This is a genomic window from Pseudomonas sp. NPDC098740 (genome assembly GCF_044760065.1).
GTDB lineage: Bacteria > Pseudomonadota > Gammaproteobacteria > Pseudomonadales > Pseudomonadaceae > Aquipseudomonas > Aquipseudomonas rossensis.
In genome coordinates, this window is the sequence record NZ_JBIWAM010000013.1 from 103932 (window position 1) to 119336 (window position 15405).

Sequence of the window (15405 nt, forward strand, 5' to 3'; positions counted from 1 at the left end):
GTCATTGACGCCAAAAACTGCATCATCTTCTGCAAACACAAGCCAATAGTGTCGTTATCGTCTGAAGCCGCTACACTGCTCCGGCCGTTCATTTTCCTTTTGAGGCTGTACGCATGAAATTTCGTTTTCTTCTGTGGATGCTGGGTTTGTTGATGGGTAAGGCCAGTCGGACTAATCCTGCGTTTCAGCAGCAGTTGGGTGACAAGGAGCTTGTATTCCAATTACAGACCCTGGACGGGAAAGTGGCGCGGCATTTCTTTGTGAAGGATCAGCGCATCACCAGCAAGTCCGGCGTATATGCCGAACCTGCGTTTGCGATTGCCTTTAAAGACGCGGCGTATGGCTTTGCCACGATGCAGGCGAAGAACAAGCAGTTGGCGTTTATGACGGGGATTCAGGACAAGTCGATTCAGATCAAGGGCAACCCGGCGCTGGTGATCTGGTTTCAGGGGTTGACCAAGTATTTGAAGCCGAGGAAGGCGAAGGCTAAAGCCAAGGCTTGAGGTCTGTCAGTTAGACCGAGTTGGATTCATCGCGGGCAAGCCACGCTCCCACAGGATTTAGGTGATCCTTGTGGGAGCGTGGCTTGCCCGCGATGCTTTTAGGCCTGGGTGAATTGCGAAGCCAGTTCGCGCAGCAGCACTTCAGCTTCAAGCACTTTGCTGACCACATCGTTGGCCTTGTCACGCGTAAGGCCTACGCGTTCGAGCAGGGCGTCGGGAATGTCTTCATCCGGCCCGGAGCCGACGCCACGGCTACGCAACAAACGCACCGCCAGGCACACAAGGTTCGGGTACTCGGCATACGCGCCGTCGTAGCCCGGGTCGTGCTGGAAGCGAAGCGCGGTGGCCAGTTCTTCGGGCATGTCCCAGTAGCGCATCAGCCACGAGCCGATCTGTTCACGGCTGATGCCCAGCAAGTGTTGCTCGACATAGCTGTGGCACAGGTGCGGGTTGACCTCCAGGTGGCGGCAGATCAGCGAGAAGTGTGGCGGGAAGACGTGGGCCAGCAGCAAGTAGCCGAAGTTGTGCAGCAGGCCGGCGAGGTAGGTCAGGCCGGCTTCCGGGCGCTGGGCGCGGGGCATGGCGCGGGTCAGGCCTTCGATGACGGCGGCGGTGTAGATTGATTGCTGCCAGTACGGCGTGGTGTGTTGCGGATGGTCTTTGGGCAGGCTCAGGGTTTTTCCCAGGGCCAGGCCCAGCGCCAGGTTGATCACCAGGTCGAAACCCAGCACCCGCACGATGGCGTCTTCCACTGAACGAATCTTGCCCGGCGAGGCGTAGTACGGCGACGCTGCCCAGCTCACGACTTGTGCGGCCAGGGCCGGGTCGGTTTCGACGACGCCGGTGATGTCGTCAATGGTGGCGTTGGGGTCGACGCGCAGTTTGATGATTTTCTGCGCGGTCTCGGCCAGCGGCGGAATCTCGATGGTCTCTTCCAGGCGCTGCTGGATGCGCCGCGCGGTGAACGCTTGAACGGCCTGGGTGATTTCCTCGCGGTCATCGTGAGGGCGGTCGAGGTTCGGACGGATGCTGGTCAGGGCTTCGCCGAAGTTGGCGGCGCTGGACTTGGTCAGCATGGTCTTGAAGTCTTCACTGGTGACTTCCAGCAGCACGCCGGGCTCACCCGAGTTGATCAGCAACTTCGGCTCGCGCAGCAGGCTTTCTTCATACAAACACGGTGAACTGGTGAGCGCCGGCATGCCAGGCAGCAGGCTCAGGTTGTGTTTGCCGAGCATTTTTACCAGGCGTTCGGTCGACACGGCGGTGAGGCGGCGGCCCGTCAGTTCGGCGAGGCTATTGAGGTCCAGCAATTGGTTCTGCGGGAACAGCACCATGAGCGTGCCCACGGCGTCATCGAGCAGAACAGCCTGCACTTTGCGTGCGGCGTTCAGGCCGTGATGGTCGAGGACTTCTTCGTGGGCGATACCCAGTTTGCCCAGCATCAGCCGAATAACCGACGGAGCGTGCGGGGTGGCGGGTGCGAGGGCAACTTCGGTCATGGTCTGTATCCGTTTTAAAACAATGGCAGGAGTATAACCAGCTTGCTCAGAACGGTGGCTCAGAAACTGCGACGATGCTCACACTTGGCCGTATTGCTGCCCATGACGTAGCCAGCGGTCGAGCAGCGGGCTGACGTGATCCGGCCAGCGCTCCAGCAGCGCCTGGGCGGCGTCGCGCACGGCGGGCAGCAGATCGGCGTCGCGCATCAGGTCAGCGACCTTAAATTGCAGCAGGCCGGTCTGACGCGTGCCGAGCATTTCACCGGGGCCGCGCAGCTCGAGGTCTTTTTCGGCGATGACAAAACCGTCGTTGGTTTCGCGCATGATGCCCAGTCGCTGACGACCGATCTGTGACAGCGGCGGATGGTAAAGCAGCACGCAATGGCTGGCGGCGCTGCCTCGACCGACTCGACCGCGTAACTGGTGTAGCTGCGCGAGGCCGAGGCGTTCGGGGTTTTCGATGATCATCAGGCTGGCGTTGGGCACGTCGACGCCGACTTCAATCACCGTGGTGGCGACCAGCAGTTGCAGGTTGCCGGCCTTGAATTCGGCCATGACCGCGGCTTTCTCGACGGGCTTCATGCGACCGTGGATCAGCCCGACCTTCAACTCGCCGAGGGCGGCGGTGAGATCTTCGTAGGTGGTTTCGGCGGCCTGGCAGGTCAGCTCTTCCGACTCTTCGATCAGCGTGCACACCCAATAGGCCTGACGCCCTTCGGCACAAGCGCCGCGCACCCGCTCAATGACTTCGACGCGCCGGGTATCGGTGATCAGCACGGTGTTCACCGGGGTTCGACCGGGCGGCAGTTCGTCGAGGATCGAGGTGTCGAGGTCGGCGTAGGCGCTCATGGCCAGTGTCCGCGGAATCGGTGTGGCGGTCATGATCAGCTGGTGCGGACACATCCGCCCGCCAACACCTTTCTGCCGCAATGCCAGGCGCTGTTGCACGCCAAAGCGGTGTTGTTCGTCGATGATCACCAAGGCCAGGTTCTTGAATTTCACCTCGTCCTGGAACAGCGCGTGGGTGCCAACCACCATCGGCGTGCCGCTGGCGATTTGCTCCAGTGCGGCCACGCGGTTCTTGCCTTTGAGCTTGCCGGCCAGCCACGCGACTTCAATGCCCAGCGGTTCGAGCCAGCGTTTGAAGGTGATGAAATGCTGCTCGGCGAGGATTTCGGTGGGCGCCATCAGTGCCACTTGATAACCGGCCTCCAGGGCCTGGAGTGCGGCGAGGGCAGCGACCACGGTTTTACCGGCGCCAACGTCGCCCTGAATCAGCCGCAACATGGGTTCGTGCTGATTGAGGTCGTAAGCGATTTCGTTGCCGACCCGTTGCTGAGCGCCGGTCGGAGCGAAGCCTAGATTGGCCAGATATTGGGCCGGCAACCGGGTGGCATTTGGCATCGCCGGCGCGCGCAGGGAACGCATGCTCTCGCGCAGGCGTTGCTGGGACAGTTGATGCGTCAGCAGTTCTTCGAAGGCCAGACGGTGCTGCGCCCAGTGATGACCGAGGGCGAGTTCGTCGACGTCGGCATCGGCGGGTGGGTGATGCAGGTAACGGATCGCATCGGCCAGCGGTGCCAATTGATAGTCACGGGCCAGTTCGGTCGGCAGCCAGTCGGGCAGGCTGGTCGGGCCGAGCATCGTCAGAGTCTGCATGCACAACTGGCGCAAGCGCTGCTGGGTCAGGCCTTCGGTGAGCGGGTAAACCGGGGTCAGGGTTTCGTCCACCGGCGGCGGCTCGTCGCCGGTGATGGCGCGGTATTCCGGGTGATAGATCTCCAGCCCTGACGCACCGGGCCGCGCTTCGCCGTAGCAGCGAATGCGCGTGCCACGTTTGAGGCCTTCTTTCTGGGCGTTGCTGAAATGGTAGAAACGCAGGCTGAGCCCGCCAGTGCCGTCCTGCAAGCGCACCACCAGGCTCCGGCGACGGCCCATGACCACGTCGGCGCCGCTGACGGTGCCTTCGATCACGGCGTCCTGGCCCGGTCGCAAATGGCCGATCGGGACCACGCGAGTGCGGTCCTGATAGCGTAGCGGCAGGTGGAATAGCACGTCCTGGAGATTCTCCAGGCCGACCTTGGCCAATTTCTCGGCCATGGCTTCGCCGACACCCTTGAGTGCCGTCACCGACACTTGCGACAACTCGGTCATGGCAGCGACTTAGGCCGCAACCACCGGTGCTTGCGGCTTGGCCACCGAGCACAGGCGAATGGAGTCAGCGAGGATTTCAATCGCCTTCGGCCGCGGGAAGCTTGCGCGCCAGGCGATGGCCACGGTGCGGAACGGCACCGGAGGCGTCAGTGGACGCACTTCGATCACGCCGGGAGCGTAGTGATGGCTGTCGACCGCCGACAGCGGCAGGATCGAGATGCCGAGGCCGGACGCAACCATGTGGCGGATGGTTTCCAGGGAGCTGGATTCCACCGTGGTGTGCTTGGCGCCGTCGTTGCCTTTGGCCAGGGTCGGGCAGGCTTCCAGCACTTGGTCGCGGAAACAGTGGCCTTCGCCGAGCAGCAGCAGGCTCTTGTCGTTGAGCAGGGCGGCGTCGATGGATTCTTTTTGGGTCCACGGGTGCTGGGCCGGCATCAGGACGTAGAACGGTTCGTCGTAGAGCTGGAGGGTCAGCACGTCGGCTTCGTTGAACGGCAGGGCGATGATGATCGCGTCGAGCTCGCCGTTGCGCAGTTTGTCGCGCAGCACGTGGGTGAAGTTTTCTTCGATGTACAACGGCATCTGCGGGGCGACCCGGTGCAGTTGTGGAATCAGGTGCGGAAACAGGTACGGGCCGACGGTGTAGATCGCGCCGACTTTCAGCGGGGCAGTCAGCTGGTTCTTGCCGGCCTGGGCCAGTTCGCGGATGCCTTGGGCCTGTTCCAGCACTTTCTGCGCCTGGGCGACAATGCCTTCACCGACCGGGGTCAGGCGCACGGCACTCTTGCTGCGCTCGAAAATCAGCACACCGAGTTCGTCTTCAAGCTTTTTCACGCCCACCGACAGAGTCGGCTGGCTGACGTGGCAACGCTCGGCCGCGTGGCCGAAGTGCTGCTCTTGGGCGAGGGTAACGATGTAGCGTAATTCTGTAAGAGTCATAGCAAGCGTCCATGAAGTTGCGGGCCAAGCATACCGGCTGCAATCGATAGACGCACGTTATCAGACTGAGTGTGTTGAGTGACACAGGGCAAAGCAGGTTTGCCGCTGGCGGATATGCAAAAGGCACCTTTTCGGGTGCCTTATTTGCTTGATCACGGAATTTTCTGCTGCTGGATAACCCTGTGGGAGCGGCGGTGTCTGTTTTAGCGCCGGCGTTTTTCCAGCGAGTAAACAAACGGTGCAACGATTTCGATGGCGCCATTGGTCAACATGTCAGCCGGTGGCTTTGGCAGCGGCTGGGCGCGGCGGATCATTTCCAGGGTGGCCCGGTCCAGATCGGCAGTGCCGGAACCGCCCACCAGTTCGAACGACAACACGTTACCTTCAGCATCCACCACGAAGCGCAGACGGTTCATGCCTTCCTTGCCCCGCGCCTGCGCACTGGCCGGGTACTTCTTGTACTTGGCCAAGTGAGCGAGCAGGGTGCCTTGCCAACTGGCCTTGGCCGCTTGCTGCGCCGGTGATGGGCCCGGTGCCGGCTGAGCGGATTTCTCCGTTGGCGCCTGAGTCGGTTGCGCGTCGCTCGGTTTTTCCTCGGACGGCTTCTCTTTAGGCGGTTCCGGTTTTTTCTCCACAGGCTTGGGCGGTTGAGGCTTTGGCTTGGGTTTGACCGGTTTCGGCACGGCGATCTCGGCCTTCGGCACTTCAGCCAGCTTCGGTATCGGCAGTTCTTCCACCGGGGCGGGTGGCTGTGGCGGCGTTATGACCTTCGGCGGTGCCGGCGGTGGTGGGGCCGGCACCGGCGCCAACTCGACCATCATCGCCTGCGGCGGCAGCTCGATCGGTGGGCGCGACGTCCAGTTCAGCGCCAGCGCAATGGCCAGCGCATGGACGCCCAGCACCACGGCCAGGCTCGCGCTGTAACGCGTCAGCTTTTGGCGCGTCGTGATCATTTCTTGACTGCCGTCTCGAGTCCGACCAGACCCACCTTCAGGTAACCGGCAGAGCGCAGGTTGTCCATCACGCTCATCAGGTCGCCGTAATCCACGCCTTTGTCGGCCTGGAAGAAGATCGTCGTGTCTTTCTTGCCTTTGGTCTTGGCGTCGAGGGTGGCGCCGAGTGCTTCGGCCTTCACTTCGTCTTCGCCGAGGAACAGGCGTTGGTCAGCCTTGACGCTGAGGAACACTGGTTTCTCTGGTCGTGGCGCCGGTTTGGCGCTGGAAGCGGGCAGATCGACCTTGATGTCTACGGTGGCGAGCGGGGCCGCCACCATGAAGATGATCAACAGCACCAGCATCACGTCGATGAACGGCGTGACGTTGATTTCGTGGTTCTCGGCCAGATCGTCGTCTGCGCCTTCTCTCAAATGCAGGCCCATGGCCGATTACCCCACTTTCACCATGTGCGGTTGCGAGCTGCGCTCGGTCGGCAGGTGGTCGAGGTCGCGGCTGACCAGCAGCAGGACTTCTGCCGATGCGTCGGACACCTGCGCCTTGTAACCGGCGATGGAGCGGGCAAAGACGTTGTAGATCACAACGGCCGGAATCGCGGCAACCAGACCCAGCGCGGTTGCCAGCAGGGCTTCGGCGATGCCGGGAGCTACGACGGCGAGGTTGGTGGTCTGGGTTTTGGCGATGCCGATGAAGCTGTTCATGATGCCCCACACGGTACCGAACAGGCCGACGAACGGCGCGGTGGAACCGATGGTGGCGAGCACGCCGGTGCCGCTGCTCATGTTGCGACCGCAGGCTGCAACCAGGCGCTCGAGGCGGAAGGCGACGCGTTCCTTGATGCCTTCTTTCTCGCGGCTGTTGACCGACAAACGCATCTCTTCCAGGGCGTCATGCACCAGCAAATTGGCGAGGGTGCCTTGCTTGGTGGCTGTCACACTGGCTTCTTTAAGGGTGGTGGCTTTTTTCAGGTGGACGATTTCGGTGCGCAGACGACGCTTGGCGCCCATCAGCTCGAAGCCTTTGGCGATCCAGATGGTCCAGGTGATGATCGAGGCGATGGCCAGGCCGATCATCACGATTTTCACGATGATGTCGGCGTTCTGGTACATGCCCCACGGCGACAGGTCGTGGGCCATGCCCAGGGTGTTGTCGGCTTCGAGGACTTCCGGAACGTCTTCGGCGGCGGTGTCTACGGCTTGGGCCGGGTCGGTTGCAGCCGGGGTAACATGATCGGCTGGAGCGGGAGCTGCATTGGCTGCATTGGCTGCTGGAGCGGCTGGCGCTTGTGCGTCAGCGAAAGCGGCGGTCGGCGCCAGCATCAGGCTGAGCAGCAGGGCGGCCACTGCGCTCCAGGCGCGAGGTCGTTTGGTTGGCGAAGCGGGGAATTGATTGCGTGTCATGCTGGCCGGACCTGAGAAAGAAAAACGGTAGATGCTCTTCCAGGCCTCGTGAGGCCGAGAACAAAAGTGGCAGGCATTATTGCAAGTAATTCTTGTTAACAAAAGTAATAGAGTATCTTTTTTCCTGCATTGCTAGCCGCTCGTCCATTGCCGGCGCTAGTCTGTGCCTTTCCAATGGGAGTTTTCTGATGTCCGCGCCCTCTGTTTTGATCGCCGGCTGCGGTGATGTCGGCAGCCGTCTGGCTACGCAATTGCTGGCTTGCGGGTGGGAGGTTCATGGCCTGAGGCGTGACATCTCACGCTTGCCCCAGGGGGTCATTGGCATTGCCGGTGACTTGTTCAATGAAGACTGTCCGGCGACCTGGCCAGTCGGTGCGGTGGATTACCTGGTGTATTGCGCGGCTGCCACCGATCACGATGAGGCCGGTTATCGCGCTGCTTATGTGCAGGGCTTGCAGCATGTGCTGGACTGGCTGAACGACTACGGGCAGGTGCCCAATCGCCTGCTGTTTGTTTCCAGCAGCAGTGTGTATGGCCAGCAGGATGGCGAGTGGGTCGATGAGACTTCGCCGACCGTTGCAACAGGCTATTCGGGTCGATTGATGCTAGAGGCGGAGCAAGTGGCACTCCAAAGCGGCATCCCGGCGAGCATCGTGCGCTTGACCGGCATTTACGGCCCGGGGCGCGAACGGCTGCTGACGCAGGTTCGTCGGGGTTATCGCGTGGCCGTCGATCCACCGTTGTACGGCAACCGCATTCACGCCGACGATGCGGCGGGGTTGATGGCGTTTTTGCTTGAGGCTGATCGACGCGGTGTGGCGCTGGATGACGTCTACATCGGTGTGGACGATGCGCCTGCGCCGCTAGCCGAAGTGGTGGACTGGTTGCGTGAGTATCTGGGTGTGACCGAATGGGCCGAAGACGCGAGCGTGCGCCGCACTGGCAGTAAGCAATGCAGCAATGCTCGGGCGAAAGCCTTGGGCTGGACGCCGAAGTACCCAAGCTATCGCGAAGGTTATGCGGCGATTCTCGAAGGCCGCTGCTGACTTCCAGACCCCGCTAACCAAATGTGGGAGCGAGCTTGCTCGCGATTGAGGCCCTAACGTTCAACATCATCGTTGACTGTTAGCCCGCCATCGCGAGCAAGCTCGCTCCCACATTGGTTTTGCGTTGGCTTTAAGGCCGGGTTACTGCTTTTCCAGCAACCACTTGCGATCACCCGGGGTGAACTGCGGCATTTCATCCGCCTGTGCGGTGTTCACGGCCTGGAGGATTTCCAGTTCCTTGCCCTTGCGCGCAAAGATCCAGGTGTTGCCCTGACCATTCGCCTGTAGCCACATGTTGTCATTGCCGCCGCTCATCGACGCGCAATCACCGGCCAGGCACAGGGCATAGCGATCCGCCCCCGGCAGACCTGCAACCTGGCCGTCAGCCTGGAATTGCACGGTATTGCCTTCACCGGGACCGCTGACGACTTTCCAGCTACCGCCCATGTAGGCCGAATACAGTGCGCGTTCAAAACTGGCACCCATCGGTGCGCCGTCCGGCACAGGAATCAGTGCGCGGTCGAAGACCTGTTCTGGTTCGTTGTCGCTGGCGACCTGGCTCAGTTGCTTGCCGTCACGCTTCAACTCACTACCCGAGCTGCCATAAAAGTCGATTTTCCAGGCGCCGGACTCTTCGCCCAGCAGCTTGCCGTCGACATTTTCAAAACCGTTGGTGTAGCGGGCCTGGCCGGCCTTGGTGTTGACGTCCCATTCCAGGTTCGGACCATAGGCCTGGAGCGCTTCGCGCAGGGGGCCGCCTTTGGCTGCTGCATCGATCGCCACTTGATTGATCCAGGTGCCGCTGATGTCACGGTCGGCAGGGTTGCTGGCACAACCGCCCAAGAGTAGGGCGACCAGCGAGAGAGCTAGCGCTTGGCGCATGGTGGAATCCTTTCAGAAACGGAGTCGGCGCAGCCTCAAAAAGCTGCGCCGGATGTATTACTCGATGACCAGAATGGCATCCATTTCAACCTGCGAACCCTTTGGCAGGGCTGCTACGCCGATGGCGGCGCGGGCAGGGTAAGGCTGGTCAAAGTACTTGCCCATGATCTCGTTGACCTTGGCGAAGTGGCTCAGGTCGGTGAGGAAGATGTTTAGTTTGACGATGTCCTTGAACGTACCGCCAGCGGCTTCAGCCACGGCTTTGAGGTTCTCGAACACCTGGACTGTCTGGGCTTCGAAGCCTTCAACCAGTTCCATGGTTTTTGGGTCCAGAGGAATTTGACCCGACATGTAAACGGTGTTGCCGGCCTTGATCGCCTGGGAGTAAGTGCCGATGGCGGCCGGGGCCTTGTCGCTGGTGATAACTGTTTTGGTCATGAATGACTCCTTGTAATGAGTGGCTTACGCACGCATGCGAGTGATGCGAATCACCCCGGTCAGGGCGCGCAGTTTCTTGATCACGCGGGCCAAGTGCACGCGGTCGTGCACGCTGACCACCAGTTGGACCACGCTGATGCGACCATCGCGTTCGTCCATGCTGATTTTTTCGATATTGCCGTCGGCCGCGTTGACGCTGCTGGCCAGCAGAGCGATCAGGCCGCGCTGGTGTTCCAGCTCGACGCGCAGCTCGACATTGAATTCGCCGGTGACATCCTTGGCCCACGAGAGCTGGATGCATTTTTCCGGGTTGTGGCGGATTTCGCTGATGTTGCGGCAGTTGTCCAGGTGCACGACCATGCCTTTGCCCGCAGACAGGTGGCCGACAATCGGGTCGCCCGGGATCGGTGTGCAGCACTTGGCGTAACTGAGGACCAGGCCTTCAGTGCCACGAATCGCCAGCGGGCCTTCCGCGCTTGGCAGCTGCTCGCCTTCGCCAAGCAGTCGGCGGGCGACCACGTATGCCATGCGATTGCCCAGGCCGATGTCTTCGAGCAAGTCTTCGATCAGTTCGAGACGGTACTCGGTGAGCATCGCTTTGACGCGCTCGGCCGCGACTTTCTCCAGCGAGCTGTCGAAGCCATTCAGCACTTTGTTCAGCAGGCGTTCGCCGAGGCTGATGGATTCGGAGCGGCGTTGCAGTTTCAGCGCATGGCGGATGTGCGTCCGCGCCTTGCCGGTGACCACGAAGTTGAGCCACGCCGGGTTCGGCCGCGCGCCGGGGGCGCTGACGATCTCGACCGTGGAGCCGCTTTGCAGCGGTTCGGACAGCGGTGCGAGACGTCGATTGATCCGACAGGCAATGCAGCTGTTGCCCACGTCGGTGTGCACCGCGTAAGCGAAGTCGACCGCCGTGGAGCCTTTGGGCAGCTCCATGATCCGGCCTTTGGGCGTGAACACGTAGACCTCGTCCGGGAACAGGTCGATCTTCACGCTCTCGATGAATTCCAGCGAGTTGCCGGCCCGTTGCTGCATCTCCAGCACGCCTTTGACCCACTGGCGGGCGCGGGCATGAGTACCTTTTGGCTGCTCATCGCCACTGGATTTATAGAGCCAATGGGCGGCGATGCCGTTGTTGGCCATCTCTTCCATTTCGCGGGTGCGGATCTGAATCTCGATCGGTACACCGTGCATGCCGAACAGCGTGGTGTGCAGCGACTGGTAGCCGTTGGCCTTGGGGATCGCGATGTAATCCTTGAAGCGCCCCGGCAGTGGTTTATATAAGTTATGCACAGCACCCAGCACGCGGTAGCAGGTATCGACCTTGTCGACGATGATCCGGAACGCATAGACGTCCATGATCTCGTTGAAGGCCCGACGCTTGCCGCGCATTTTCTTGTAGATGCCGTAGAGGTGTTTCTGACGACCGCTGACCTCGCCCTGAATGCCGTCGATGGCCAGGCAGTGGCTGAGTGATTCTTCGATCTTGTTGACGATTTCCTTGCGGTTGCCCCGGGCGCGTTTGACCGCCTGGTTGATCCGTGCGGAACGCATCGGGTGCATCGCCTTGAAGCCGAGGTCTTCGAATTCTATGCGGATGGCGTGCATGCCCAGCCGGTTGGCGATGGGCGCATAGATTTCCAGGGTTTCCTTGGCGATCCGTCGGCGTTTTTCGCCGGACAGGACTTCCAGGGTCCGCATGTTGTGCAAGCGGTCGGCGAGTTTGACCAGGATCACGCGAATATCGCGGGCCATGGCCATGGCCATTTTCTGGAAGTTTTCAGCCTGGGCTTCGGCCTTGGTCTCGAAGTTCATCTGGGTCAGTTTGCTGACCCCGTCGACCAGTTCGGCCACGGTTTCGCCGAACTGCGCTTGCAGCGCTTCCTTGGCAATACCGGTGTCTTCGATTACGTCATGCAGCATCGCAGCCATCAGGCTCTGATGGTCCATGTGCATGTCGGCAAGAATATTCGCAACCGCAAGTGGGTGCGTGACGTACGCCTCGCCGCTACGGCGGCGCTGGCCATCGTGGGCTTGTTCGGCGTAGAAGTACGCTCGGCGGACCAGGTTGACCTGGTCCTTGCCGAGGTAGGTCGATAAGCGATCGGCGAGGGCGTCTATGCTCGGCATGATGAAACCTGCCGTTCGCTGTGACCCCGCGCCGTGCTACGTCGACCAGGCATGGCTTAGACTGCCTCGTTGGACTCGTCCTCGAACGCTGCGAACAGCGGTTCGTCTTCGACGATTTCAGCGTTGGCGATGAACTCGTAGCTCATCAGGCCTTCAGCGATTTCACGCAAGGCTACAACGGTAGGCTTGTCGTTTTCCCACTGAACCAGTGGCTCTTTGCCGCCGGTGGCCAGTTGACGGGCACGCTTGGTAGACAGCATGACCAGCTCAAAGCGGTTTTCCACGTGGTTTAGGCAATCTTCAACGGTTACGCGGGCCATGGTATTCCTCGGAGCGAATGCAATATGCGCGCTGCCCGGTTGGGCGAGCGGACTCGACAGTTTAAAAAATCACCAGCGATTAGGGAAGCGCTGATTTTTTGACCAAGCTCTTCGACGCGCTGCAAGTGCCAATGTAAAGCCCTTGCAGCGGTTTTGGGAAGTGCTGTTTAGCCGAGCAATTCGGCCAAAAGTTTTCCGTTACGCTGCTGCTGGCGCTTCTGATGCAGCTGATTGGCACGGAAAATCGCCTGCAAATCGCGCAGTGCGTGGGCGAAATCGTCGTTGATGATCAGGTAATCGTAGTCGACGTAGTGACTCATCTCGCTGACGGCTTCGCGCATCCGGCCTTCGATGATCTCGTCGCTGTCCTGGCCGCGATTGGTCAGGCGCTGGTGCAAGGCTTGCAGGGACGGCGGCAGAATGAAGATCGAACGAGCCTGGGGCATCAACTTGCGCACTTGCTCGGCGCCCTGCCAGTCGATTTCCAGAATCAGGTCGTGGCCTTCGTCCAGGGTCTGCTGCAGGTGGCTTTGCGAAGTGCCGTAGAGATTGCCGAACACTTCGGCGCGCTCGAGGAAATCCCCATGCTCGATCATCTTGACGAACTCGCTGCGTTCGACGAAGTGATAGTTCACGCCGTTCACTTCACCGGGGCGCATGGCGCGGGTGGTGTGGGAGACGGAGACGCGGATCTCCTGATCAGCGTCGGTCAGGGCCTTGACCAGGCTGCTCTTGCCCGCGCCCGAAGGTGCGGAAATGATGTACAGGGTGCCGGTGCTGTGGGTCATGTGGGGTTTGCCTTACTCAATATTCTGCACTTGTTCGCGCATCTGCTCGATCAACACCTTGAGGTTGACCGCCGCCTGGGTGCTGCGCGGGTCGAAGGCTTTGGAGCCCAGTGTGTTGGCTTCGCGGTTGAGCTCTTGCATCAGGAAGTCCAGGCGCCGTCCGGCAGCGCCACCGGATTTGAGCACCCGGCGAACTTCGATGATGTGAGTGCTCAGGCGATCCAGTTCTTCGGCGACGTCGCTCTTTTGCGCGAGCATGACCATTTCCTGCTCCAGCCGCTGCGGATCCATCTCGGCCTTCATGTCGGCGAAGCGGTCGAGGACCTTCTGGCGCTGGGTGGCAAGCATCTGCGGGACCAGTTCACGCAGGGTCACCACGTCTTCTTCAATGGAGGTCAGGCGATCGTTGATCAACCGCGCCAGCTCCGCGCCTTCGCGCTCGCGGCCGGCCTTGAGTTCTTTCAGGCCTTCGTTGAACAGCGCCAGGGCTTCGGCATTCAGGGCTTGCGGGTCGGTCGCATCGCCCACCAGCACGCCGGGCCAGGCCAGGACTTCCAGCGGGTTCAGCGCGGCCGGATTTTTGATCAGGCCGGCGATGGTCTCGGCGGCGGCGACCAATTGCGCAGCGCGCTCGCGGTCCACTTGCAGTGGTTTGTCGGTATTTTCTTCGGTGAAGCGTAGGGTGCATTCAAGCTTGCCCCGGGAGATTCCCTGGCGCAGCGCTTCGCGGACCGCGCCTTCGAGGTCGCGAAAGGACTCAGGCAGACGCAAATGCGGCTCCAGGTAGCGGCTGTTGACCGAGCGCAGTTCCCAGCTCAGGGTGCCTTGGGCGCCGGCTTTCTCGACGCGGGCGAAGGCGGTCATGCTGTGCACCATGGAGGTACCTCGCAATGCAGGTTCATGCGTTACCAAAGGTTTCGCAGGCCTGATCTATATGAATTTAAGCCCAGAGGCAGCAAAGGCGCAGGATTGTAGCGCAGTGGGGCGAATGCGCCCAAACACACGGTGTGACAAAGGGCTGCAGGCCGTCGGCAAAGCGCTGTTCAGGGCCTTCAGTCGTCGGGGGATTTTTTTAGAAGTGCCCACTCATGGCCCTGCGGCTCTATAATGCTCCGCAGCTTTCCGTCCCCCGTACAGGTATTCCCTATGAAACGTCCAAGTGGTCGCGCTGCCGATCAGCTCCGCTCGATCCGCATTACCCGCAACTACACCAAACACGCCGAGGGATCTGTACTGGTCGAGTTCGGTGATACCAAAGTCATCTGCACCGTCAGCGTTGAGAACGGCGTGCCGCGTTTCCTCAAAGGTCAGGGCCAAGGCTGGTTGACCGCTGAATACGGCATGTTGCCGCGCGCCACTGGCGAGCGTAACCAGCGTGAAGCGAGCCGCGGCAAGCAAGGCGGCCGCACCCTGGAAATCCAGCGTCTGATCGGTCGTTCCCTGCGCGCTTCGCTGGACATGTCCAAGCTCGGCGACGTCACCCTGTACGTCGACTGCGACGTGATCCAGGCTGACGGCGGCACCCGCACCGCGTCTATCACCGGCGCCATGGTTGCACTGGTCGATGCCTTGAAAGTGATCAAGAAGCGCGGCGGCCTGAAAGGCGGCGACCCGCTGAAGCAAATGATTGCTGCCGTATCGGTGGGCATGTACCAGGGTGAGCCGGTACTTGACCTCGACTACCTGGAAGACTCGGCCGCCGAGACCGACCTGAACGTGGTGATGACCAGCACTGGCGGCTTCATTGAAGTCCAGGGTACTGCCGAAGGCGCACCATTCCAGCCGGAAGAGCTGAACGCTATGCTTGAGTTGGCGAAGAAAGGCATGACCGAAATCTTCGAACTGCAAAAGGCTGCGCTGGCCGACTGATCGGACTGCTTCACGCAAGGAGGACGCCATGAGTGACGAGCAACAGCTGCTTCCCACACCGAGCAAAGAGGTTCGGCAGTGGGCAATGTTTTGTCACCTCTCGGCGTTTCTCGGTGTCTGGTTGCCGTTTGGTCACCTGATTGGGCCGTTGATACTCTGGCAGTGGAAGCGTGAAACCGATCCTTTCATCGACGCCCAAGGCAAGGAAGCGCTGAACTTTCAGATCACCGTGGCCCTGGTCTCGGGTATCTGTTACCTGCTTATGCTGGTGTTGATCGGTTTTGCGCTGCTGCCGCTGGTACTGATCGGGGCGATGGTGCTGGCCATCATTGCCGGGCTCAAGTCCAATGAAGGGGTGCCTTATCGCTATCCCTTCACTTGGCGGTTGGTGAAATAAGCAGCATCACCAATCCCCACAGGTTTTTTCAGCGCGCACAAAAAAGCCGACACTGAAGTCGGCTTTTTTGTGTCTGCGAAAAGACGC

Annotated in this window: 16 protein-coding genes; 4 read left to right on the forward strand and 12 right to left on the reverse strand. The window is 60.8% G+C overall.

Annotated elements, in window-relative coordinates:
- Window positions 1-113 precede the first annotated feature (113 nt).
- Window positions 114-503, forward strand: coding sequence for a hypothetical protein (locus tag ACIQU2_RS17600; RefSeq protein ID WP_008150118.1), 390 nt, complete (start codon window positions 114-116; stop codon window positions 501-503).
- A gap of 98 nt (window positions 504-601) precedes the next feature.
- Here ACIQU2_RS17600 and ACIQU2_RS17605 read toward each other — a convergent pair whose 3' ends face one another.
- The 6 genes from ACIQU2_RS17605 to exbB form a co-directional block, all read right to left on the reverse strand.
- Entirely contained in the window at window positions 602-2002 is a 1401-nt protein-coding gene (locus ACIQU2_RS17605; RefSeq protein ID WP_403142905.1) for an aminoacyl-tRNA deacylase and HDOD domain-containing protein, read from the reverse strand.
- A gap of 78 nt (window positions 2003-2080) precedes the next feature.
- Window positions 2081-4156, reverse strand: coding sequence for an ATP-dependent DNA helicase RecG (gene recG / locus ACIQU2_RS17610; RefSeq protein WP_403142908.1), 2076 nt, complete (start codon window positions 4154-4156; stop codon window positions 2081-2083).
- Between the two features lie 9 nt (window positions 4157-4165).
- Window positions 4166-5095 (reverse strand): hydrogen peroxide-inducible genes activator, encoded by a 930-nt coding sequence (locus tag ACIQU2_RS17615; protein WP_008150125.1) that lies wholly within the window; start codon window positions 5093-5095, stop codon window positions 4166-4168.
- Window positions 5096-5298: 203 nt separating this feature from the next.
- Window positions 5299-6048 (reverse strand): energy transducer TonB, encoded by a 750-nt coding sequence (locus tag ACIQU2_RS17620; protein ID WP_008150128.1) that lies wholly within the window; start codon window positions 6046-6048, stop codon window positions 5299-5301.
- Window positions 6045-6473, reverse strand: coding sequence for a TonB system transport protein ExbD (exbD, locus tag ACIQU2_RS17625; RefSeq protein WP_149630664.1), 429 nt, complete (start codon window positions 6471-6473; stop codon window positions 6045-6047). Before exbD ends, ACIQU2_RS17620 begins: the two co-directional genes overlap by 4 nt.
- A 6-nt stretch (window positions 6474-6479) precedes the next feature.
- Entirely contained in the window at window positions 6480-7448 is a 969-nt protein-coding gene (exbB, locus tag ACIQU2_RS17630) for a tonB-system energizer ExbB (RefSeq protein WP_403142913.1), read from the reverse strand.
- 188 nt (window positions 7449-7636) lie between these two features.
- On the opposite strand from exbB, the gene ACIQU2_RS17635 reads away from it, so the two are divergent.
- On the forward strand, window positions 7637-8494 hold the full coding sequence (locus tag ACIQU2_RS17635; protein WP_347802593.1) for an SDR family oxidoreductase: 858 nt from the start codon (window positions 7637-7639) through the stop codon (window positions 8492-8494).
- Window positions 8495-8635: 141 nt separating this feature from the next.
- On the opposite strand, the gene ACIQU2_RS17640 is transcribed toward ACIQU2_RS17635, so the two are convergent.
- The 6 genes from ACIQU2_RS17640 to ACIQU2_RS17665 form a co-directional block, all read right to left on the reverse strand.
- Window positions 8636-9376: a hypothetical protein gene (locus tag ACIQU2_RS17640; RefSeq protein ID WP_347802594.1), complete on the reverse strand. Its 741-nt coding sequence runs from the start codon at window positions 9374-9376 to the stop codon at window positions 8636-8638.
- A gap of 57 nt (window positions 9377-9433) precedes the next feature.
- Complete coding sequence (locus ACIQU2_RS17645) at window positions 9434-9814, reverse strand: RidA family protein (protein WP_221730900.1); 381 nt, start codon at window positions 9812-9814, stop codon at window positions 9434-9436.
- A 24-nt stretch (window positions 9815-9838) separates the two neighbouring features.
- Window positions 9839-11944 carry a bifunctional GTP diphosphokinase/guanosine-3',5'-bis pyrophosphate 3'-pyrophosphohydrolase gene (spoT, locus tag ACIQU2_RS17650; RefSeq protein WP_033059343.1) on the reverse strand — a complete coding sequence of 702 codons (2106 nt, stop codon included), beginning with the start codon at window positions 11942-11944 and terminating at the stop codon, window positions 9839-9841.
- Between the two features lie 56 nt (window positions 11945-12000).
- Window positions 12001-12264 carry a DNA-directed RNA polymerase subunit omega gene (gene rpoZ / locus ACIQU2_RS17655; protein ID WP_007894670.1) on the reverse strand — a complete coding sequence of 88 codons (264 nt, stop codon included), beginning with the start codon at window positions 12262-12264 and terminating at the stop codon, window positions 12001-12003.
- A gap of 167 nt (window positions 12265-12431) precedes the next feature.
- On the reverse strand, window positions 12432-13052 hold the full coding sequence (gmk, locus tag ACIQU2_RS17660) for a guanylate kinase (protein WP_046045040.1): 621 nt from the start codon (window positions 13050-13052) through the stop codon (window positions 12432-12434).
- A 12-nt stretch (window positions 13053-13064) separates the two neighbouring features.
- Entirely contained in the window at window positions 13065-13928 is an 864-nt protein-coding gene (locus ACIQU2_RS17665) for a YicC/YloC family endoribonuclease (protein ID WP_008150145.1), read from the reverse strand.
- A 270-nt stretch (window positions 13929-14198) separates the two neighbouring features.
- Between ACIQU2_RS17665 and rph the strand changes: the two genes are divergently transcribed.
- Window positions 14199-14921 (forward strand): ribonuclease PH, encoded by a 723-nt coding sequence (rph, locus tag ACIQU2_RS17670; protein WP_010465211.1) that lies wholly within the window; start codon window positions 14199-14201, stop codon window positions 14919-14921.
- Between the two features lie 28 nt (window positions 14922-14949).
- Window positions 14950-15318 (forward strand): DUF4870 domain-containing protein, encoded by a 369-nt coding sequence (locus ACIQU2_RS17675; RefSeq protein WP_347802595.1) that lies wholly within the window; start codon window positions 14950-14952, stop codon window positions 15316-15318.
- Window positions 15319-15405: the final 87 nt, after the last annotated feature.